The sequence below is a fragment of the Anabaena sp. 90 genome, assembly GCF_000312705.1.
In the GTDB taxonomy this organism is placed as follows: Bacteria; Cyanobacteriota; Cyanobacteriia; order Cyanobacteriales; family Nostocaceae; genus Dolichospermum; species Dolichospermum lemmermannii.
The window spans coordinates 2,856,807-2,878,896 of the sequence record NC_019427.1 but is presented as its reverse complement, the minus strand read 5'-3'; the positions used below and the strand labels follow the sequence as shown (position 1 = coordinate 2,878,896).

Sequence of the window (22,090 nt, the reverse complement as noted above, 5' to 3'; positions counted from 1 at the left end):
AAATAATGGTTAAGAGTCAGAAGTAAAAAATCATCATCACAAAAATCACAAGAATCAAAAAAATCACAGTTCCGACGTTTTCTACCAACAAGCTTCAAGATTCTTAATCAAGTCTTGACGAGAAGCAGTAAATTGTTGAATCACACTCCAAAGTTGAATAGCTGCGGTGGGGTTATTTATTTCTACCATTAAAGGTTGGTTAGTCTCACAAACACAAATTATATCTAATTCTTGTAAGCGTTGATAAACCTGCCAACGATCTGCCCAACTTATATCAATAACGTGCTTTTTATCTGTGTCCGAGCTAGAAGATTTCAAGCGAGTAGCCCTCAAAATGCCATAAAATTGCAGTAAAACTAGAAACCCACAGCCTAAATTTGCGAGTTAGTCGGAGTTTAGCTTCTTTCTTTAGAATACACTAACTGCAAAATATTATCATTAATTTTGAGAAAAAATCTCATTTTTTCTTTATAGAGATATATGCACACTTTGAGGCTGAAGTCAAGATAAATACCAAATATATATCTTTAAGCATAGATATCGCAGAAAAATTGATACTTATGATTGGTAATAATGCCAAAATTTTTTAGATTTAGTAGCCTTGATTTTATTTTGAAAATGCTAAGATGTTAAAAATAAGCAGTTAAAAACTATAACTGTTAAAAAGAGAGAAAAACCATGTCTGATACGCAAACTATATTACACAATTTTGGTCAGGTTTACGACAATCCTGTATTACTAGATCACAGTGTTACCGCCCCAGTTGTTGAAGGATTTAATGTCGTATTAGCTAGTTTTCAGGCATTGTACTTACAATACCAAAAACATCATTTTGTAGTTGAAGGTGCAGAATTCAATTCACTGCATGAATTCTTTAACGCCAGTTATAAAGAAGTACAAGATCACATCCATGAAATCGGCGAGCGCTTGAATGGTTTGGGTGGTATACCCGCAGCAAGTTTTAGTAAATTAGCTGAATTATGCTGTTTTGAACCAGAAGCAGATGGCGTATTTTCTGCTCGGAAGATGGTAGAAAATAACCTAATTGCCGAACAAGCATTAATTGGAGTAATTCGCCGTCAAGCCGCACAGGCAGAGAGTTTAGGTGATAGAGGCACACGCTACTTATACGAAAAAATCCTCTTAAAAACTGAAGAAAGAGCTTATCACTTAGCTCATTTTCTAGCTAAAGATAGCTTAACCTTGGGTTTTGTGCAACTTGCTCAAAATTAAACTTCTCATAATCTCAATTTAACAAAATCAAGACAGAGAAAATTTTAGTAATTGAGAATTTTACAAAATTAATCCTTTTGGCAGAAAAGAGTAAATTACCATTTCTGCCATTTTCTATATCAGGACTTTAAAGCCAATTATTTTTATTGCCTATTTTATATATCTAACAATAAATAATTGAACGCAGATGAACGCAGATAAACGCAGATAAAAAAAGATAAATTAATTATCTGTGCAGCTTTATTGTCATAATCCATAACGAATAAATAAACAATTAGATTCTCTGGAGTGCCTCTGCGCCTCTGCGTGAGAAAAAAAACGTAAAAACCATTACCAAAAATCCCCCATTCCCATAAATTCTTCCCCTTAACGCAACCGCTACCCGGAAAAGTTGATAATGAGGACATAAAGACCCTTAAAATAGTCAAGATTTGTATTTTTGTCATCTAAGGTAAAAACTATGCCCCGTCGTCAAGACCTCAAAAAAATACTCCTGTTAGGTTCAGGACCAATAGTGATTGGCCAAGCCTGTGAATTCGATTACTCTGGAACTCAAGCCTGTAAAGCCTTGCGAGAAGAAGGCTATGAAGTCGTGCTGGTAAACTCCAACCCAGCTACCATTATGACCGACCCGGAAACAGCCGACCGCACCTATATTGAACCGCTAACACCGGAAATAGTCGAAAAAGTTATCGCCAAAGAACGACCAGATGCTTTGTTGCCAACAATGGGAGGACAAACCGCCCTTAACTTGGCTGTAGCGTTAGCGAAAAATGGCGTTTTAGATAAATACAACGTCGAGTTAATTGGTGCGAAGTTACCCGCAATTGAAAAAGCCGAAGACAGAAAACTGTTTAATGAAGCTATGGCTAAGATTGGGGTTGCAGTATGTCCCAGTGGTACAGCTTCTACTTTAGACGAATCAAAAGCGATCGCTCTCCAAATTGGCACATATCCCTTAATTATCCGTCCAGCCTTTACAATGGGGGGGACTGGTGGGGGTATCGCCTATAATCAAGAAGAGTTTGAAGAAATGGCGCAAGTAGGAATTGACGCTAGTCCCGTTTCCCAAATTCTCATTGACCAATCTTTATTGGGTTGGAAAGAGTATGAATTAGAAGTCATGCGGGATTTAGCCGATAACGTCGTGATTATCTGTTCTATTGAAAATCTCGACCCTATGGGGATTCATACCGGAGATTCTATCACCGTTGCCCCCGCCCAAACCCTGACCGATAAAGAATATCAACGGTTACGGGATATGGCCATTAAAATTATCCGCGAAATTGGTGTAGAAACCGGCGGTTCTAATATCCAGTTTGCCGTAAATCCCGTTAATGGTGACGTGGTGGTAATTGAAATGAATCCTCGTGTATCTCGTAGTTCGGCTTTATCTTCCAAAGCCACAGGTTTCCCCATTGCCAAAATTGCGGCGAAGTTAGCTGTAGGTTACACTTTGGATGAATTGCAAAACGATATCACCAAAAAAACTCCCGCTTGCTTTGAACCAACAATTGATTATGTAGTTACGAAAATTCCCCGGTTTGCGTTTGAAAAGTTCCCTGGTTCAGAAGCGGTTTTAACTACCCAAATGAAGTCTGTGGGAGAAGCAATGGCTATTGGCCGGACATTTAATGAATCCTTTCAAAAGGCTTTGCGTTCCCTAGAAACCGGACGCGCTGGTTGGGGTTGTGATAAAGCCGAAAAATTGCCCAGTGGGGAACAAATTCGCGCTCAATTACGGACTCCTAACCCAGAACGCATCTTTTCTGTGCGTCATGCTATGCAGTTGGGAATGAGTAATGAGGAAATCTATGAACTAACGGCAATTGACCCTTGGTTTTTAGATAAATTACAAGAACTGCTAGAAATAGAAAAATTTCTCAAACGCACTCCTCTAAAGCAGTTGACAAAAGCACAAATGTATGATGTCAAAAGAAATGGTTTTAGCGATCGCCAAATAGCCTATGCTACAAAAACCAAAGAAGATGAAGTTCGCACCTATCGCAAACAGCTAGAAGTTATCCCCGTTTACAAAACCGTTGATACCTGTGCTGCTGAATTTGAGGCTCTGACCCCATATTACTATTCTACCTACGAAGAAGAAACGGAAGTATTACCAACAGATAAACCCAAGGTGATGATTTTGGGTGGTGGACCAAACCGCATTGGTCAAGGAATTGAGTTTGATTATTGTTGTTGTCATGCTGCGTATTCTTTACATGATGCCGGGTATGAAACAATTATGGTCAATTCTAACCCAGAAACAGTTTCTACAGATTACGATACCAGCGATCGCCTGTATTTTGAACCATTAACTAAAGAAGACGTTCTCAACATCATTGAAGCCGAAAACCCCGTGGGGATAATTGTCCAATTCGGTGGACAAACACCATTAAAATTAGCCATTCCCCTGCAAGAATATTTACAAAACTCCAATAGTATCACCAAGATTTGGGGAACATCTCCCGATTCTATAGATATGGCGGAAAACAGGGAACGCTTTGAAAAGATTCTGCAAGAATTGAATATCGCTCAACCGCCTAATGGTATGGCGAGAAGTTATGAAGATGCTTTGATTGTTGCCAAGCGCATTGGTTATCCTGTGGTAGTGCGTCCTAGCTATGTATTGGGAGGACGAGCGATGGAAATCGTTTATTCTGATACTGAGTTAGAACGCTACATGACCTTTGCTGTGCAAGTAGAACCAGATCACCCGATTTTAATTGATAAGTTCTTAGAAAACGCCATTGAAGTGGATGTAGATGCGATCGCCGATCATACTGGTAATGTTGTCATTGGTGGCATCATGGAACACATTGAACAGGCGGGAATTCACTCCGGTGACTCAGCTTGTTCCTTACCTTCCATTTCCCTTTCTCCCGCAGTCCTCAACCAAATCCGGTTATGGACAGTTCAACTAGCACAAGCTCTATCTGTAGTGGGATTAATGAATATTCAATTTGCTGTAGTTGGTGCAAATGGTTATTCTCCCCAAGTGTATATTTTGGAAGCTAACCCCAGAGCATCACGGACAGTTCCTTTTGTATCTAAAGCTACGGGCGTACAATTAGCCAAACTCGCATCCTTAATTATGTCGGGGAAAACCTTAGAGGAAGTGAAATTTACAAAAGAAGTCATTCCCTCTCATATTGCCGTCAAAGAAGCGGTTTTACCATTTAGTAAGTTCCCTGGTACAGATACCATTTTGGGTCCAGAAATGCGCTCAACTGGCGAAGTAATGGGTATTGATAGCGATTTCGGCCGCGCCTTTGCTAAAGCAGAATTAGGCGCAGGGGAAAAATTACCGCTTCAAGGAACTGTATTTGTTTCCATGAGTGACAGAGACAAACCTCTCGCAGCAGATGTAGTCAAGGAGTTTATTAAGTTAGGCTTTACAATCATGGCTACCCAAGGAACGCGTCAAGTTCTTCAGGAACAAGGGTTAGAAATTCAATCTGTCCTCAAACTCCATGAAGGTCGTCCCCACGTCCTGGATGCGATTAAAAATCAAAAAATTCAACTCATCATCAATACACCCTCTGGAGAAGAAGCTCATGCCGATTCTAAGCTAATTCGTCGCACGGCTTTAGGCTACAAAATCCCCATTATTACCACTATTGCAGGTGCTAGAGCCACAGCCGCTGCTATCTATTCTCTGCAAAACACAACTTTGGATGTCAAGGTAATCCAAGAATACTGTCCCATGAGTTAATTGTCTAAACTATGATTTTTGTGATTTTGATGATTTTTATGATTATTTGGCTAGTTTTTCGCAGAAATCTATGATTTTTACGACAGATATATCATCTTAATTAAAAGAATCACAAGAATCATAGTTCAGACCTTTGATGATTTTTATGATGAATCCTGCGGATTTATCGGGAAAATCCCTCATATTAATCAAAATAATCAGAAAAATCATAGTTCAGACGTTTTCCTCATCTTCATCAAAATAATCCTAAAAATCATAGTCCGACATTATTAAGCAATTGTTACAAAAGAATAATTATGGTTATCATTGAGATATTTTAACAAATATGAGGAAGCTATTTCCGGGCTAGAGAATTGATCGTTATCCCAGTAAATGTATGCTATTCAGTAATTTCAGCGTCTGAGGTGATCTCAAATTACGGCCAAAGTGCGGGTTTCCCTATAGTCAAATTATTCTCATAAATGTTACAATTATTAATATTCCCGAAAACACAAAAAATGTTTGACTTGCTACTGTGTATCTAACTATAGATACTTGTGGAAACAAGCAGACAGGTGTAACCTTTAGCAGTAAAGTACCTAATTTCCCAAATAAGAGTAACCTGAGTTGATCGGGTGTGACCAACTCAAAACATTATTCCGTTAACGACCCTATCAGCAAACCCACCATTACCCAAGAGTAGCGCCATGAAGACCGCTCAATCAGCCACCGACCTCGTGCGGACTTACCTGCGTGAGATTGGCCGTGTGCCACTCCTCACCCACGAAGAAGAAATTTTTTATGGTAAACAGGTGCAACGATCTACTGCTTTGCATGAGATCCGGGAAGGTCTTGCTGCCCAGTTAGGTCATGAACCAACTGTAGAAGAATGGGCAGCAGCCTCTGATATAGAAGTATCAGAATTAAATCAGGCGATCGCTGTTGGTGAAATAGCCAAACGGAAAATGGTAGAAGCCAATCTCCGTTTAGTTGTATCCGTTGCCAAAAAGTACATTAAACGCAATGTTGATTTACTTGACCTCATTCAAGAAGGCAGCATCGGAATGCAACGAGGTGTAGAAAAATTTGACCCCACCAAAGGGTACAGATTTTCTACCTATGCCTATTGGTGGATACGTCAAGCTATTACTCGGGCGATCGCCGAAAAAGCCCGGACTATTCGCTTGCCCATTCATATTACGGAAAAACTCAACAAAATTAAAAAAGCCCAGCGGCAACTGTCCCAAGGTCTAGGACGTGCGCCCACAGTAGCGGAATTATCCCAAGAGTTAGATCTAACACCCAAGCAGGTGCGAGAATATTTAGAAAAAGCCCGTCTGCCATTATCTCTAGACTTGCGGTTAGGAGATAACTATGATACTGAACTGGGAGAAATGTTAGAAGACACAGGGGCAACACCGGAAGATTTTGTCATGCAAACTTCCCTCTCCTATGACTTAGAACGGATCATGTCAGAACTCACTCCCCAACAAAAGGAAGTCATTAGTCTCCGCTTTGGGTTAGTAGATGGACAATCTTTAACTCTGGCTAAAATTGGTGAAGTCTTGAATATTAGCCGGGAAAGAGTCCGCCAAATTGAACGCGAAGCTTTAAACAAACTTCGCAAATCTAAAGCCACTATGAATGAGTACCTTGCCAGTTAGTCGGTTGTTATTAGTCAATGGTCAGTTATTTTTTGCTTTGTGGGTGGAGTTTCCCCACCCATACTCACTAAATAGGTGAAAAACACTCCCATTTTAGTACGGTTAAACCGACTCCCTCGAAAGGAATAAACTGTTAGATTGGTTGACATGAATTATATAATAGTTAGCTAAATAGAATCAGCAATAACTACCAGTTATTCCAGTCACAAACACCGTCGTTAGTAGTGGCAGTACAGGAGGTCAAAGGTGAGTAACAAATCTAATCGAGTATCAGAATTTTTTAATAGTGAGTCGGAAACAAGTAATTTATTATGGCAATACGTTAAATCATTAAGTCCAGAAACAGTTAACCAATTATCTAAACCTACTTCTACGGAAGTTTTGCAGGTAATGGAACGGAATATTATCGGACTTTTAGGAAATTTACCTTCTGAACAGTTCGGGATTACTATTTCTACTAATCGGGAAAATTTAGGTCGCTTATTGGCATCTGCGATGATTAGTGGTTATTTTTTGCGAAATGCAGAACAAAGAATGGGTTTTGATACGGTTATGCAAAGCACAGAAACTAATAATAGCGAAGTTGATTAACACTTTCAGGGCTGAAGTCACTGGGTTTTTCGCTTACCAAGTGTTTCTCTAAAAATTTTGTAAATAAATTTATATTTACTTTACAAAATAGCTAATAAACGAAAATCTGGCTGTTTATTTTCGATAGAATCTCTGTAAATAGTTTGTAGATAAGAATTTCAGCCTCTTATCCCCAAACTTTATTCTCGCTGGTAAGTTGAATTATCTCTGACTCTATCTCTAGAATTACAACTAAAAATCATCGCTAAATTTATAAACTCGATGTTATGGTAAATGTATATGAAAATTTTGTTCATAATATCTCGCGGTAAGTGGGAAACTCGGGGGCTTGGCTCCCTGAAAGGGATGGTTCGACATGGCTCACCAGCCGCGACAGGAGGGATTTTAATCCCCGTGGTATAAACACCATCCACATAATATAAAAAGCAAATTTTATGCAGTGCAGTTTTCGCTTTCAATCTGATTGCTAACGGCAAAAATTTTTGCACACCACAAAACAACTGAAATGTCAAAGATAATGCTGGTATAACTCTCTTTTCCTCAACTACGGCAAGCATTACAGTTTAAATACGTATGAACGCAAATAAAATCCTCTACGTTCGCCTTCCCTGTAACCCCATCTTTCCCATTGGTGTTGTCTATCTTGCAGATCATGTTCACAAGCTATTTCCCCATGCAGAACAGCGGATTTTTGACTTAGGCACAATCCCCCCACTAGATTATACTTCTGCCTTAGACAGATGTATTGACGAGTTTCAACCCACATTGCTCGTCTTTTCTTGGCGGGATATTCAAATTTATGCGCCAGTAGGTGGACGGGGCGGTAATCCTCTCCAAAACGCCTTTGAATTTTACTACGCAAAAAATCCCTTGATTAAATTGCGTGGTGCTTTTGGCGGATTACGAATTTTTATTGCTTATTATGTAGAATTATGGCGCAATTTAGGATTAGTTAAACGGGGTTTAAAACGCGCCCAAAAATATCAATCTCAAGCCCGTGTAGTCTTAGGTGGCGGTGCAGTTAGCGTCTTTTATGAACAGTTGGGTAAAAGCTTACCGCCCGGAACAATTATTTCCGTCGGTGAAGGAGAAACCCTACTCACAAAACTACTCAAGGGTGAAGATTTTCAGGATGAACGCTGTTATGTAGTGGGAGAAAATCAACCCCGTCAACGCCTAATTCACGAACAACCTACACCCCTAGAAAAAACAGTTTGTAATTACGATTACATCGAAACCATTTGGCCAGAATTTAATTATTACCTGCAAGAACAGGATTTTTATATTGGTGTCCAAACCAAACGTGGTTGTCCTCATAATTGCTGTTATTGTGTTTATACAGTAGTCGAGGGTAAACAAGTCCGCATTAACCCTAGTGACGAAGTTGTTGCGGAAATTCGAGAATTATACAATCGAGGAATTCGTAACTTTTGGTTTACAGATGCTCAATTTATTCCCGCCCGTAAATTCATTGATGATGCTGTAGAACTTCTCCAGAAAATCGTTGATTCGGGAATGTCAGATATTCATTGGGCAGCATACATTAGAGCCGACAACTTAACACCCGAATTGTGTGAGTTGATGGTAAAAACAGGCATGAATTATTTTGAAATCGGTATTACAAGCGGTTCTCAAGAACTGGTTCGCAAAATGCGAATGGGTTATAACTTACGAACTGTTTTACAAAATTGTCGTGATTTAAAATCCGCCGGTTTCAATGATGTAGTTTCTGTTAACTACTCCTTTAATGTAATAGATGAACGTCCTGAAACTATTCGCCAAACTATTGCTTATCACCGCGAACTCGAACGGATTTTTGGGGCTGATAAAGTTGAACCTGCTATTTTCTTTATTGGACTCCAACCCCATACCCATTTAGAAGAATATGCCTTTAAAGAGGGGATTCTCAAACCTGGTTATGATCCCATGAGTTTAATGCCTTGGACAGCAAAAAAACTCCTTTGGAATCCTGAACCATTAGGTTCTTTCTTTGGTGAAGTTTGCTTACAAGCTTGGCGACAAAATCCCAATGACTTCGGACGGGAAGTGATGAATATTTTGGAAATCAAATTGGGTTGCGCTGATTTGGAAGATGCACTTTCTGCACCGATAGAAAAACCAGAGAAACAATTGGCTGGCGTATTATAGAAAACATAAGCCCAGGTGATCAGAAAGATGCCTCTCGCTTCCGTTAGGGATACGCGGCTACACAAACGAAGTCCGCCTGTGCGGACTAATTAAAACTTAAGATATTGAACCCACGAAGGCGGTCACTGAGCTTGCCGAAGTGTGGGTTTTGCCTGTGTAGACGCGGTTTCTAACCGCCCTATTATCCGAAATCCCCAATTAATTCCATGTTACAAGGTTCAATTCTTCAACAGTTAGAAGCATCTCACCGCCATAGTGCTAGACCTATTCATTTTGGCGTGTACTATAAAAATACCTTAGTGTCTCTCTGCCATGCCTTGGAAGATCATATTTTAACGAAAGATAATGATCCTTTGGTGATTACGGCTTTCCAGCAGGGTAAATGGTATCTGGAAGAGGCTCAAAGATACGCAGATATCGCGCAACACAGCCGGGCAATTGTGATTATGGCGGCGGCTGATGCTGGTTTTGCCGAACATCCTACTGGTCAATTATCTAACATTGATTTAGTGGGATTAGCTGCTGATGATCCTGTGGCGCAGGAGTGGCATTTGATGATTTTAGCTCCTGACTACACAGCTATGGTAATTTGTCAAGAGTTATCTGAAGCTGACTATGGGAAGGATGGTTTGCCAACTTGCGATTTAGAGCGTAAATTCTACGGTTTATGGACATTTGAACCGGAATTAGTGGAAGAAACCGCAGAGTTAGCGATCGCTCATATCAAAGACTATCATCCTGAACTAGCACTCAAACTAAGTCAATATAAACAAGCAATTCACCCAGCTATCTGTCCAGGAGAAGAAGTAGCTACCGTTGTCTCTCGTGTTGTTGATTACCTCAAAACCGGACAAGGTAACTTACCTGTTCTCACAGCATCTCACCAAAAATTTCTAGATCATAACTTGGTATCTAACGAAATTCAGGCATTTTTGCGGATGGCACAATTGATTGATCTAGCAGATAGCCGTAATCCTGTAGCCGCGTCAGAAGTAGCATCTCTCGCTGAAACAATGGGGCAATTATTGGATTTACCAGCATGGCAAATTAAAAGATTACGCCTAGCTGCTTTATTGCATCGCTTAGACCCACTGCAAAAAGCCGAAAGCCTGATTAGTCCCAGTCATATAACAACAGCTTATCAAGAACAATCTCCTAGTTGTCCTCTGGCTTGTCCCCTCGTACCAGCAGCGCAAGCACTACGAATCATGCCAAGACTACGGGCTATAGCTCAAATTATCACCCACCAAAGCGAATGGTGGAATGGTACAGGCGAACCCGCCGGTTTAGCTGGTGATGATATTCCTTTAGAATCAAGAATTTTATCATTGGTTGCAGAATTTCAGCTACAAGTTAACCAGTATAAATACTCTAGCAAAGGGGGAGCAGAGATATTTTCTCAAGCCTTAGATCAGTGCCGAAAACAACAATCTACTCGCTTTGATCCTAAACTTGTAGATACATTAACTTTATTAGTGATGGGTTTACAACAGGGGCTTGATTTACCGATAATGACACCCAAGGTCAGCAGCGGTTTATGGTTACTTGACTCCCGTTGGGATACCGACAGCAAAAGTAGTGAGCAGATTTCAGTGTACAGCAAATGAATATAGAAACCATTAGATTAGGACAAAACAAACAACTCCCCGGTGCAAATTTAGAAGATGAGGATCTATCTCACCTAGATTTAAGGAAGATAAATTTAACAGGGGCTAAACTGGTGGGGACTGACTTCACTGGTTCTAAATTAGAGGGTGGTCATTTTGAAGGTGCAAATTTAATGGGGGCTAATCTGCAAGAAACCGACTTGCGGGCTAACCTCATGGGTGCAAACTTGATGCAGGCTAACTTGACAAGTGCGGATTTACGTGGTAGCAACTTACGGGGTAGTAACTTGATGGGAGCAATCCTCAATGATGCGTCCTTAGCGGGTGCTTTTTTAAGTGGTGCTAATTTGCATGGTGTAAATTTGCAGAGTGTTGACTTGCGATGTGCAGATTTACGAGGTGCAAATTTAACTGCAGCTAATCTCAAAGGTGCAGATTTAAGCGGTGCAGACTTACAAGGTGCTGTACTAATTGAAGCGAATCTTGAAGAAGCAGATTTAAGAGCAGCAAATTTAGCAGGGGCTGATTTAACCGGAGCTAATTTACTCTGTGCTGAATTAGATGCAGTGAAGTTAAATGGCGCAAATTTAGATCGGGTGTGTTTGCGGGGAACAGTTTTGGAAGCTATAGCAGGAGTCAGGAGTCAGGAGTCAGGAGTTAGGAGTTAGAAGTCAGGAGTCAGGAGTCAGGAGTCAGGAGGAAGAAAGAGGAAGAAGAATTATGTAGAACTTGATAGCCTATGAAATGGAAGTTGAAATTAGCTTGGTTTGTTTTCGGGATCATGTTGGGGTTAGTGGGCATAATTCCTGTGAAGATAGCGATAGCCTTTCACCAAGTTCCTGTACCCCAAGCAATTCTTGTATTGGGTGGTAATGGTAGTCGGATGGAATTTGCCGCCCAGTTCTGGCAATCTCACAGAAATTTAGATATTTGGATTTCTGATTTTGACTCTGAATTAAATTATAATCGGCTGATTTTTCAAAGGTTTGGTGTTCCGAATAGTAAATTACGGTTTGATGGCATAGCGACAGATACAGTAACTAATTTTACAACAATGGTAGAAAAATTTGCTGACAGTAAGTTACAGCATCTTTATTTAATTACATCGGATTATCATATCCGAAGATCAAGAGCTATCGCTACTATTGTCCTTGGTAGTCAAGGGATTGTGGTTACACCTATTGCTGTACCTTCTTCGGTGTACAAATCAGAATCTCTGCTGCGAGTCATGCGAGATTGTGGGCGATCTTTTTTGTGGATTGTGACTAATCGAACTGGAGCTAGTTTTAATCCTCGCATTAAAGCAACTACATTTATTCATAAACAAATTATATAGTCAAATTGAAATAGTGATATTGTTTTAAGTGTTCTTTGAAATATTCAACCATTCAATGAATATTATCCCCACCTCTATTCCTGATATCCTCCTCCTAGAACCCAAAGTATTCCAAGACTCACGGGGCTTGTTCTTGGAATCCTACAATCAAAAAACATTCACAGAAAAACTGGGAATCACAGCCAACTTCGTCCAAGATAATCACTCCAAATCTGAATACAATGTGCTGCGAGGATTGCATTATCAAAGCATCCAACCTCAAGGTAAATTAGTCCGCGCTATTGTTGGGACAATTTTTGATGTTGCAGTAGACATTAGAAAAAATTCCTCTACCTTTGGACAATGGGTAGGTTACGAACTCAGTGCCGAAAACAAACGCCAATTGTGGATACCAGCAGGTTTTGCCCATGGCTTTCTCGTGCTTTCAGAAATTGCCGAAGTTATCTATAAAGCTACAGATTATTATACACCAGGAGGCGATCGCGCTATCCTTTGGAATGATCCAGATTTAGCTATAGATTGGCCTCTAGAAACACCCCCAATTTTATCAGCTAAAGATAGCAACGCTCCAACTTTCAAAAACGCCGAAGTTTATGAGTAAATCAATATTACTAATAGGTAGTAACGGACAAGTTGGTACAGAACTACAACATACCCTAGCATCCAACTACAAAGTTATTGCCCTTGCCCGTCCAGAAATAGACTTAACTCACCCTGACAAATTACGCCAAATTATCAGAGAAACCCAACCCGAAATAATTATCAATGCTGCTGCTTATACCGCAGTAGATAAAGCCGAAAGTGAACCAGAAAATGCTCACCTGATCAATACTGTCGCCCCGCAAATTATCGCTGAAGAAAGTCAAAAATTAGGAAGTTTCTTAATTCATCTTTCCACCGATTACGTATTTAATGGTAATAGTCATTATCCCTATCGAGAAACAGATAGTACCAATCCATTGAGTGTATATGGACAAACAAAATTAGCGGGAGAGATAGCAATTCAACAAAATTGTCCCCACCACATAATTTTGCGGACAGCTTGGGTTTATGGAACTTATGGAAAAAGCAACTTCGTAAAAACCATGTTACGAGTTGGTCAAGAAAGATCAGAAGTTAGAGTAGTTGCCGATCAAATTGGTAGTCCTACTTGGGCGCAAGATATAGCTTCAACAATTACCCAAATTATCCCCCAATTAACCTCAGAAAATGCGGGAATTTATCACTATACAAATAGTGGTGTAGCCAGTTGGTATGACTTTGCCATAGCAATCTTTGAAGAAGCAGAAAAACTCGGTTTCCTCCTCAAAATTGCCAATATTATTCCCATTACTACCCCCGAATATCCCACACCCGCAAAACGTCCTGCTTATTCTGTCTTAGCTTGTGAGAAAATATCTCAAATCTTAGGAACTTATCCTCCTCATTGGCGACAAGAACTAAGATTAATGTTAAAAGAATTACAAGGAAAATCTCTATGAAAGCACTGATTTTATCCGGTGGAAAAGGGACAAGATTACGCCCCTTAACTTATACAGGAGCAAAACAACTTGTTCCAGTTGCCAACAAACCAATTTTATGGTATGGCATTGAAGAAATGGCTGCTGCGGGGATTACTGAAATTGGTATTATTATCAGCCCAGAAACAGGGGCAGAAGTTAAGAATAAAACTGGAAATGGCGAAAAATTCGGTGTTAATATCACCTATATTTTACAAGAAAAGCCAGCAGGATTAGCTCAAGCTGTCCAAGTTGCCCAGACTTTTTTAGGAGATTCCCCATTTGCCATGTATTTGGGAGATAACCTGATTCAACAAGGAGATTTAAGTTCATTTTTAGATAAATTTACTCAACAACAACCAGATGCTTTGATTCTGTTACGTGAAGTCACAAATCCTAGCGCTTTTGGTGTGGCAAAGGTAGACGAAAAAGGCAAAGTATTACAGTTAATTGAAAAGCCAAAAGTTCCCCCGTCAAATTTAGCATTGGTAGGGGTTTATTTTTTTTCACCAGTTATCCATGATGCGATTTCTCTGATTAAACCTTCAGCTAGAGGAGAATTAGAAATTACTGATGCAATTCAATGTTTAATAGATCAAGAAAAAGAAGTTTTAGCTTATAATCTTGATGGTTGGTGGTTAGATACGGGCAAAAAAGATGATTTATTAGAAGCTAACCGTCTCATTCTTGATACCTATTTGCAAAAATCAATTTTAGGCGATATTGATCCGAAAACTCAAATTACTGGCAGAGTGCAAATTGGGACTGAATCTAAAATCATCAACTGTACAATTCGCGGACCCGTGGTAATTGGTAATAATTGCTATTTAGAAAACTGTTTTATCGGTCCATATAGTAGTATTGCTGATAATTCAACACTCATAGAAACAGATTTAGAACACAGCGTGGTTTTAGAAGGTGCTAAAATTACTGGAATTCAGCAACGAATTATTGATAGTTTAATTGGACAACGCGCCCAGTTAAGTATTGCCCCCCGTCGTCCTAAAGCATTACGCTTTTTAATTGGTGATGATTCTCAAATTGAACTGACTTGACGCTTTAATCTCTCTTTTTAACGGGGTTCTCCACTCACCCATCAAAACTTTTTGGCTTTTGATGGGTTCTCTATGACTAAACTAAGCTGTCGCGCACTTAAATTGTATAATTTGGAGGTGGAAACCCGCCTATAGCCCAGATTGGGTTCAAAAACTAGATGCGTAACAGCTTACCAGAGTTTTCACCCAATTTCGTTATAAGTTTTACTTGTCTTATCAGAGAATTTATGGTTTAATTCCTATTAAGTCATGTAACGATACACGTATCAAATCAAGGATGTACTTATGAGCAGCCAGTTTAGATCAAAAACCTCTGTTTTATTGGCGAACTTAGCTATATCTAGTTCCTTAATCGTCACTTTTCCAGTCCAGGCGCAATTGCCGACCGTTGCACAGGTAATTTATGTTGATCCAGCTATTGGTGTAAATACTGCTGAGGCTGGCACATCTGCAACAACTCCTTACAAAACCATTACCTTCGCACTGAGTCAGACTAAACCGGGTTCAGTGATTCAGTTAGCTCCCGGCAACTATAGCAGCGAAACATTCCCTATATTACTCAAACCAGGAATAACATTACGGGGTGACGAATCAAGCAAAGGTAGAAGAGTAGTTATTTCCGGTGGTGGTATTTATATCAGTCGCACCTTCGCTAAACAGAACATTACTATCCTGGCAGATCAAGATACCACAATTGCTGGTATCACAGTCACCAATACCAATGAAAGGGGTACGGGTCTATGGGTAGAATCAAGCAACCCCATAATCATAAACAATACATTTACTAACAACTTCAGGGAAGGTGTATTTGTCACAGGCACGGGAAATCCTCAAGTTGAAAATAACCAATTTGTGCAAAACAGTGCCAATGGCATTGCTATCACAAAATCAAGCCGGGGAGAAATTCGCAATAATCTATTTCAAAATAATGGCTTTGGTTTAGCTATTGGTGATACTTCCACACCCTTAATCACAGAAAATCAAATAGTCCAAAATAAAGATGGTATGGTCATCTCTGAATCAGCCAAACCTTTACTGCGTAAAAATGTAATTCAGAATAATCAACGGGATGGTATTGTCCTCATTCTAAATGCTTCACCAGATCTGGGGACTAACAATAATCCTGGTAGCAATAGTATCAGCAATAATGGTCGTTACAACCTCTACAATGCTACCAAAAACTTCATTTCTGCTGTTGGTAACAATGTTGATGCCTCACGCATTGCTGGTTCAGTCGAAATAGGTAACAGCCAAAGATCAACACCGTATTCCTCCCAAAGCGATGATTTATCAGCCAACGATCCCAACATCGCATTGCTACAAAAATGGGAATTAACACCCATTTCCTGTGCCTCTGGCAGCCAAGTAATTACCATCATGATGGGTGGTAAACAATACTGTGTTATGCCCCATCCTGACTTAACAGCCAATAGTTACGAATATAATCAGAGTAATGGCAACCTCAAAGCTTTAGTCAATTCCCCCAACAGAGCTTCCCGTCCGAAAAAAGAGGGTTTATAGGATCTGTGTTTTTGTTCTTTATCAATTATTTCCACCTTTTTAGTCAGAAAACGGAAAAGTCTAATCTCCTCTTACTTTAAACATTTACGAGGTCTTATGAAACATCAATGGAAAACAACGATTCCGAGGTCGGGCTTCGCTATCACAATTGCCACCTTAGCCCTATCCAGTATTTTGTCCTGGGGATCTACGGTTCAAGCCTTACCACCTGTGGATAATACAGATGATAATAGTAACAGTACTGCCATGCCGGATGTAGACCCATCGGAGGAAGCCAACACTGGAACTCAATTTACCTGTGTATCCCAAGGTGATGGTAACGTAGCTACAGTTGGTCAGCGACCCGGTGGAGAACCAATCCCTGTAATTATTTGGACTTCAGCATCTTTAAAATACTTTGGTGAGAAATTTACTCCTCAAAGCCGTTGCCAAATCGTCACACCGAAATTAAATGCGGCTGTAGCTGAAAGTGGCGGTAGCCTCAAAGATGTCGTGCTGATGAGCGGTAAAGTCCGCAATAAAACTGTCATTTGCGTAGTTTCTGTCAATGACACTGGTTGTGATGGTAATAATACTCTATTTACTTTAAACCCGGACAACGCCAAAAAGCCAGAGGAAATTCTTACCCAAATGATGCAAATCAGTCGTGAGGGTTCTAGTGCTGGCGTAATTCGGGAAACAAAAGGTCGTGTGCAGGTAACATTGAGCGATTTACTACCCAGAAAGAATAAGAATAATCGCGTACCTCGGCAAATCAGAAAAAAACCTGCTATTAGAAATAAGTCTGGTGGTTTGTAATTATTAATTTAATGGGTACTAAGTAGGTGGACGTAAAATAACCAAAATGTATAACGATATGTAAATTTACCTCAATGCGTTATTGTGCTTGAGTTTTAGCCATTTCACAAAACGAAATATATTTTGATTTTCCTCCGCCCACCTACTTACATCTCATGCTGATGCTCCTCTTACTTTAAACATTTACGAGGTTTTATGAAACATCAATGGAAAACAACGATTCCGAGGTCGGGCTTCGCTATCACAATTGCCACCTTAGCCCTATCCAGTATTTTGTCCTGGGGATCTACGGTTCAAGCCTTACCACCTGTGGATAATACAGATGATAATAGTAACAGTACCGCCATGCCGGATGTAGACCCATCGGAGGAAGCCAACACTGGAACTCAATTTACCTGTGTATCCCAAGGTGATGGTAACGTAGCTACAGTTGGTCAGCGACCCGGTGGAGAACCAATCCCTGTAATTATTTGGACTTCAGCATCTTTAAAATACTTTGGTGAGAAATCTACTCCTCAAAGCCGTTGCCAAATCGTCACATCGAAATTAAATGCGTCCGTCGCTGAAAGTGGGGGTAGCCTCAAAGATGTTGTATTGATGAACGGTCGAGTCGGAGAGAAAACCGTCATTTGCGTAGTTTCTATCAGTGATACTGGTTGTGATGGGACTAATACTCTCTTCACCTTAAACCCAAAAAACGCCAAGCGGTCTGAAGAAATTCTTGCCCAAATGATGCAACTCAGTCGTGAGGGTTCTAGCGCTGGTGTTATTCGGGAAACAAAAGGTCGTGTGCAAGTTAGATTGAACGATTTGCTCACCAAGAAAGCTAATCGCTCACTGCGGCAAACTACCAAAAAACCTGCTGTTGAAAATAACTCTGGTGGTTTGTAATTACCTTAAACAGCAAGAAGGCTCACACTGTACCTGTACTCAGGTCAGTGTTGAGATGAATTGCGCGTGAGGAAAGGAGTGTAGTCTGACCAGATTTGTAGCTTGCTTCCCGCAGGGTGCGCCGCGAAAACCGGAAAGACTACAACGACGAAACGAGCAAAATATTCGTTTTTTATTCGGTATGTTTTGATTATTTGTGTTACCATGAATATACGAACACGGTAAGGTCGATACCATGTATAGAGCAATTAAAGTTAGAATTTATCCCACTGATGAGCAAGAATCATATTTAGCTCAATGTTTTGGTAATACTCGATGGTTGTGGAATTATATGCTTAATGCCACTACTGTCGCGGATAAAGAAATAAGCATTGGGCTTTCTAAAGCGGCTATGGATAAGTTGCTTCCAGGATTAAAAAAGGAATATGAATGGTTAGGACTTGCATACAGTCAAGTGTTGCAACGAGTCACATTCAATCTTTCTAGTGCGTTTGTCAACTTTTTTGAAGGCCGTGCTAAATTTCCTAACTTTAAATCTAAACATGGTAAACAATCAATTCAATATCCCCAAAATGTGAAACTGATGCCAGAGGATTCTGTGATTAAGTTTCCTGGCAATTTAGGGATGATGAAAACCGTGTTCCATAAAGAATTGCCCGATGCAAAATTCACGGCTGTAACAATATCAAGAAATGCAGACGGTAAGTATTATGCATCTATTCTTTTTAACCAAAATGACAATCCGGTAGTTGCAATTAGAAAAGCTATTGGTGTTGATTTGGGATTGAAAAACTTTGCTATAACTTCCGAAGGCTCAAAATATGACCTTCCTAAGAAGCAATTAGCTCTTCTTGAAAAGAATAAAAAGCGCAAGCAGAAAAAACTAGCTAAGAAGACCGATAAAACATCTAATAAACGTCGTAAAGCCAAACGTTTAGTCGCAAAAGTTTCTAGCAAAATAGCTAGAGTCCGTGAAGACTTTCTACACAAACTATCTCGCAAAATAGCATCCGAAAACCAAGTTATTTGTGTAGAAGATTTGGCAGTTAAGAATATGGTTAAAAATCCCAACTTGGCAAAAGCTATTAGTGACTCTTGTTGGGGAATGTTTCAAACCATGCTCAAATACAAAGCTGAAAGATTTGGTCATACTTATCAAGAAATAGGTCGTTTCTTCCCGTCTTCTCAACTTTGTAGTGAAACTCTACTACCAATTCCGGTGTGGCAAAAAGGATATGATTCGTTAGGAGTTAGGTTTGTAGATTGCCCTCACTGCCAAAAACAGCATGATAGAGATATCAATGCCGCAATAAATATTAGAAATGAAGGTTTGCGACTTTGGGCGTTAGGAACTAGCGCTTCTGCCCTTGGAGGGGATGTAAGACCAAAGTCTTCGGGACGTAAAAAATCCATGAAGTCCGAGGCAGTCCCCATTGAATTGGGAAGCCTACACTGTACCGTCAGGTCAGTGTAGGTAGTTCACTTTTAAAATTTACGAGGTTTTATGAAACATCAATTGAAGACAGCAATTTTAGTTACTACCTTAGCCATATCCAGCATTGTTGCCTTGGGATCTTCAGTTCAAGCCTTACCACCAGTAGATAATGGCAACAACAAAGTCAATAATAGCAACAGTAGTCCGGTGGCAGATGTAGACCCATCGGAGGAAGCCAACACTGGAACTCAATTTACCTGTGTATCCCAAGGTGATGGTAACGTGGCTACAGTGGGTCAGCGACCTGGTGGAGAGCCAATCCCTGTAATTATCTGGACTTCAGCATCTTCAAAATACTTTGGTCAGAAATTTACTCCTCAAAGTCGTTGCCAAATCGTCACACCGAAATTAAATGCGGCCGTAGCTGAAAGTGGGGGTAGCCTCAAAGATGTTGTATTGATGAACGGTCGAGTTAATAACAACACTGTCATTTGCGTAGTTTCTGCAAATGATACTGGTTGTAATGGACGCAATACTCTGTTTACCCTCAAACCCGAAAATGCCAAGAAAGCAGACCAAATTCTTGCCCAAATCATCCAAATCAGTCGTAAAGGTTCTAGCGCTGGTGTAATTCGGGAAACACAAGGTCGTGTAAAGGTTAGATTGAGCGATTTACTCACAAACAATGTCAATCGCTCACTTCGGCAAACTACAAGAAAACCTGCTGTTGAAAATAAATCTAGTGGCTTGTAATTATTAATTGAAGTTGCTATAAGTGGGTTGATGTTAAAAATTGTCATAACGACAAGGGCAATTTTGAACGCCAACCTGCTTACGTCTCCTGCCAGAGATACAGAAATTAAACCGAATTCCTGTCATTACCAGAATTTACAAAAATAATTAAGCATATGAGTTTATATTTTACTAGGGTAAATTATCCAGTTTTGACTACGGCAATAGTGGCAGCTATTGTCATTTCTATCCCAACACCTGCTGCTGATCCTATCAGTCTTCAAAAGATTGCCCAAATTGCCAAAAACACCTCAGTCCAAATTAATGCAGAGGGTGATATTACTCCTGGAGGTTCAGGTGTAATTATTGCTAGACAAGGTAATACTTATACCGTACTTACAGCTAATCATGTGGTGTGTGATGTGTTAGACAGACCGGGAGAAATTGTTTGCGCTAAAGACATTACTTATTCTATTCGGACAAATACAGGGAAAGATTATGCTGTTAAAGATATCAAAGTGTTGCAGAAGGGTAGAAACGACCCAGATTTAGCTTTAGCTACTTTTGTGGCTACAGAAGATTATCCCATTGCTACTTTAGGCAATTCTGATGAGATGGTAGAGGGTACGGATATCTTTGTTGGTGGGTTTCCAGCCGTATTTGGTAAAGTTGGATCTGCCAGAGACTTTGCTTTTACCAAGGGAATAGTTGTTTCTCGGAATAATAGTCCTATTAATGGCTATGGTTTGATTTACGATGCCAGAACTGTAACTGGTAATAGTGGTGGTCCTGTGTTTGATATTATTGGTAGAGTTGTGGCAATTCATGGATTAGCTGATACATCAGCCAAGAATAAAACAGAAACAGGAGAAATCGTGACTCAGAAGACAGGATTTAATGCGGGGATTCCTGTTAATACTTTTTTAGCTATAAGTGAACCAAGTATTAAAAATACTCCGATTCAAAAAAATCAGAGTTCTACGAATGAACCTCCTGCTACTCGTTTAAGTAATCCTCAGTCAGCAAGAGACTTTTATGCTAGGGGTATTACTAAACTTGATCAATATAATTATCAAGAATCGGTGGAAGATTTTAATCAAGCAATCAAGCTTGACCCTAAATATTCAGAAGCTTACTTTAAACGGGGATATGTCTACACATGGTTAAGAAAATATTCAGAAGCTCTTGTAGATTTTAACCAAGTTATTGCTATTGATCCTAATTATTTGGATGGTTATCTTAATCGTGGCTGGACTCAGATTTCGTTACAAAATAATCAAGCAGCCCTTGAGGATTTTAATCGCGCTATGCGTCTTAATCCTAACTATGCTATTACTCATGCTCATCAAGGTATGGCTTATCTAAAGTTAGGAAACTATGAAGCGGCATTAGAATCTTCTAAACAAGCTATTCGTCTTGATCCTAACAATAGTTATGGGTATTCTATTCAGGCAAATATTTTTAATGCTTTAAAAGACTATCAATCAGCTATAAAAGTATCAAGTACAGCTATTTTGATTGATCCTGATAATTTCAGTGCCTACACAAATCGTGCCATAGCTCGCACTCTGACTAATGATTATCAAGGCGCTCTTGCAGATTATCAAAAATCTTCAGAAATATTTAATAGACGTTATGTTAAAAAATCTACTTCTCAAGTCGAGGAAAAGCCAAAACAAACTTCCCAGCTTACCACTGATGCCAATATAGAGTTAATTAAAAGCTGGGAATTAACAAATGTTTCCTGTACCTCTGGAGAAAAAATAGTGCAAATTATGATTGATGGTAAACAATATTGTGTCAATCCTCATCCTAGTTTAATTCAGAAAAATTATCAATACAATCGCGGTACAGGTAGGTTAGAATCTTGGAAATGAACTGTGTCC

General features: G+C 39.7%; 18 protein-coding genes. 17 read left to right on the top strand and 1 reads right to left on the bottom strand.

The features are described 5' to 3' along the window. Window positions 1-81: 81 nt before the first annotated feature. Window positions 82-318 carry an Asr1405/Asl0597 family protein gene (locus ANA_RS12495; protein WP_015080425.1) on the bottom strand — a complete coding sequence of 79 codons (237 nt, stop codon included), beginning with the start codon at window positions 316-318 and terminating at the stop codon, window positions 82-84. 360 nt (window positions 319-678) lie between these two features. Between ANA_RS12495 and ANA_RS12490 the strand changes: the two genes are divergently transcribed. The 17 genes from ANA_RS12490 (at window position 679) to ANA_RS23600 (ending at window position 22,081) form a co-directional block, all read left to right on the top strand. Next, window positions 679-1,233, top strand: coding sequence for a Dps family protein (locus ANA_RS12490; protein WP_015080424.1), 555 nt, complete (start codon window positions 679-681; stop codon window positions 1,231-1,233). A 460-nt stretch (window positions 1,234-1,693) separates the two neighbouring features. Next, window positions 1,694-4,948 carry a carbamoyl-phosphate synthase large subunit gene (gene carB / locus ANA_RS12485; protein ID WP_015080423.1) on the top strand — a complete coding sequence of 1,085 codons (3,255 nt, stop codon included), beginning with the start codon at window positions 1,694-1,696 and terminating at the stop codon, window positions 4,946-4,948. A gap of 686 nt (window positions 4,949-5,634) precedes the next feature. Then, complete coding sequence (locus tag ANA_RS12480) at window positions 5,635-6,591, top strand: RNA polymerase sigma factor, RpoD/SigA family (protein WP_015080422.1); 957 nt, start codon at window positions 5,635-5,637, stop codon at window positions 6,589-6,591. 246 nt (window positions 6,592-6,837) lie between these two features. Further along, window positions 6,838-7,182 carry a DUF760 domain-containing protein gene (locus tag ANA_RS12475; RefSeq protein ID WP_015080421.1) on the top strand — a complete coding sequence of 115 codons (345 nt, stop codon included), beginning with the start codon at window positions 6,838-6,840 and terminating at the stop codon, window positions 7,180-7,182. Window positions 7,183-7,755: 573 nt separating this feature from the next. After that, window positions 7,756-9,330, top strand: coding sequence for a photosystem II high light acclimation radical SAM protein (locus ANA_RS12465; RefSeq protein ID WP_015080420.1), 1,575 nt, complete (start codon window positions 7,756-7,758; stop codon window positions 9,328-9,330). 206 nt (window positions 9,331-9,536) lie between these two features. Then, window positions 9,537-10,937, top strand: coding sequence for a DICT sensory domain-containing protein (locus ANA_RS12460; RefSeq protein WP_015080419.1), 1,401 nt, complete (start codon window positions 9,537-9,539; stop codon window positions 10,935-10,937). Continuing rightward, window positions 10,934-11,605: a pentapeptide repeat-containing protein gene (locus ANA_RS12455; RefSeq protein WP_015080418.1), complete on the top strand. Its 672-nt coding sequence runs from the start codon at window positions 10,934-10,936 to the stop codon at window positions 11,603-11,605. Before ANA_RS12460 ends, ANA_RS12455 begins: the two co-directional genes overlap by 4 nt. Before the next feature lie 71 nt (window positions 11,606-11,676). Beyond that, complete coding sequence (locus ANA_RS12450; protein WP_015080417.1) at window positions 11,677-12,273, top strand: YdcF family protein; 597 nt, start codon at window positions 11,677-11,679, stop codon at window positions 12,271-12,273. A gap of 55 nt (window positions 12,274-12,328) precedes the next feature. Next, complete coding sequence (gene rfbC / locus ANA_RS12445; protein ID WP_015080416.1) at window positions 12,329-12,874, top strand: dTDP-4-dehydrorhamnose 3,5-epimerase; 546 nt, start codon at window positions 12,329-12,331, stop codon at window positions 12,872-12,874. Continuing rightward, window positions 12,867-13,754 carry a dTDP-4-dehydrorhamnose reductase gene (gene rfbD / locus ANA_RS12440; protein ID WP_015080415.1) on the top strand — a complete coding sequence of 296 codons (888 nt, stop codon included), beginning with the start codon at window positions 12,867-12,869 and terminating at the stop codon, window positions 13,752-13,754. Before rfbC ends, rfbD begins: the two co-directional genes overlap by 8 nt. Next, entirely contained in the window at window positions 13,751-14,827 is a 1,077-nt protein-coding gene (locus ANA_RS12435; protein WP_015080414.1) for a glucose-1-phosphate thymidylyltransferase, read from the top strand. Before rfbD ends, ANA_RS12435 begins: the two co-directional genes overlap by 4 nt. A 285-nt stretch (window positions 14,828-15,112) precedes the next feature. Continuing rightward, on the top strand, window positions 15,113-16,348 hold the full coding sequence (locus ANA_RS12430; protein ID WP_015080413.1) for a DUF1565 domain-containing protein: 1,236 nt from the start codon (window positions 15,113-15,115) through the stop codon (window positions 16,346-16,348). Window positions 16,349-16,444: 96 nt separating this feature from the next. After that, entirely contained in the window at window positions 16,445-17,146 is a 702-nt protein-coding gene (locus ANA_RS12425) for a COP23 domain-containing protein (RefSeq protein WP_015080412.1), read from the top strand. Between the two features lie 195 nt (window positions 17,147-17,341). Beyond that, window positions 17,342-18,037 (top strand): COP23 domain-containing protein, encoded by a 696-nt coding sequence (locus ANA_RS12420; protein ID WP_015080411.1) that lies wholly within the window; start codon window positions 17,342-17,344, stop codon window positions 18,035-18,037. A gap of 235 nt (window positions 18,038-18,272) precedes the next feature. Next, window positions 18,273-19,511, top strand: coding sequence for an RNA-guided endonuclease InsQ/TnpB family protein (locus ANA_RS12415; RefSeq protein WP_015080410.1), 1,239 nt, complete (start codon window positions 18,273-18,275; stop codon window positions 19,509-19,511). 30 nt (window positions 19,512-19,541) lie between these two features. Then, entirely contained in the window at window positions 19,542-20,225 is a 684-nt protein-coding gene (locus ANA_RS12410) for a COP23 domain-containing protein (RefSeq protein WP_015080409.1), read from the top strand. Window positions 20,226-20,380: 155 nt separating this feature from the next. Next, window positions 20,381-22,081 carry a tetratricopeptide repeat-containing S1 family peptidase gene (locus ANA_RS23600; RefSeq protein WP_015080408.1) on the top strand — a complete coding sequence of 567 codons (1,701 nt, stop codon included), beginning with the start codon at window positions 20,381-20,383 and terminating at the stop codon, window positions 22,079-22,081. Window positions 22,082-22,090: the final 9 nt, after the last annotated feature.

Bases quoted from the DNA above. Each gene is read 5' to 3' on its own strand.
- ANA_RS12490 (WP_015080424.1), top strand. From the start codon at position 679: ATGTCTGATACGCAAACTATATTACACAATTTTGGTCAGGTTTACGAC.
- carB (WP_015080423.1), top strand. From the start codon at position 1,694: ATGCCCCGTCGTCAAGACCTCAAAAAAATACTCCTGTTAGGTTCAGGA.
- ANA_RS12480 (WP_015080422.1), top strand. From the start codon at position 5,635: ATGAAGACCGCTCAATCAGCCACCGACCTCGTGCGGACTTACCTGCGT.
- ANA_RS12465 (WP_015080420.1), top strand. From the start codon at position 7,756: ATGAACGCAAATAAAATCCTCTACGTTCGCCTTCCCTGTAACCCCATC.
- ANA_RS12460 (WP_015080419.1), top strand. From the start codon at position 9,537: ATGTTACAAGGTTCAATTCTTCAACAGTTAGAAGCATCTCACCGCCAT.
- ANA_RS12455 (WP_015080418.1), top strand. From the start codon at position 10,934: ATGAATATAGAAACCATTAGATTAGGACAAAACAAACAACTCCCCGGT.
- ANA_RS12450 (WP_015080417.1), top strand. From the start codon at position 11,677: ATGAAATGGAAGTTGAAATTAGCTTGGTTTGTTTTCGGGATCATGTTG.
- rfbC (WP_015080416.1), top strand. From the start codon at position 12,329: ATGAATATTATCCCCACCTCTATTCCTGATATCCTCCTCCTAGAACCC.
- rfbD (WP_015080415.1), top strand. From the start codon at position 12,867: ATGAGTAAATCAATATTACTAATAGGTAGTAACGGACAAGTTGGTACA.
- ANA_RS12435 (WP_015080414.1), top strand. From the start codon at position 13,751: ATGAAAGCACTGATTTTATCCGGTGGAAAAGGGACAAGATTACGCCCC.
- ANA_RS12430 (WP_015080413.1), top strand. From the start codon at position 15,113: ATGAGCAGCCAGTTTAGATCAAAAACCTCTGTTTTATTGGCGAACTTA.
- ANA_RS12425 (WP_015080412.1), top strand. From the start codon at position 16,445: ATGAAACATCAATGGAAAACAACGATTCCGAGGTCGGGCTTCGCTATC.
- ANA_RS12420 (WP_015080411.1), top strand. From the start codon at position 17,342: ATGAAACATCAATGGAAAACAACGATTCCGAGGTCGGGCTTCGCTATC.
- ANA_RS12415 (WP_015080410.1), top strand. From the start codon at position 18,273: ATGTATAGAGCAATTAAAGTTAGAATTTATCCCACTGATGAGCAAGAA.
- ANA_RS12410 (WP_015080409.1), top strand. From the start codon at position 19,542: ATGAAACATCAATTGAAGACAGCAATTTTAGTTACTACCTTAGCCATA.
- ANA_RS23600 (WP_015080408.1), top strand. From the start codon at position 20,381: ATGAGTTTATATTTTACTAGGGTAAATTATCCAGTTTTGACTACGGCA.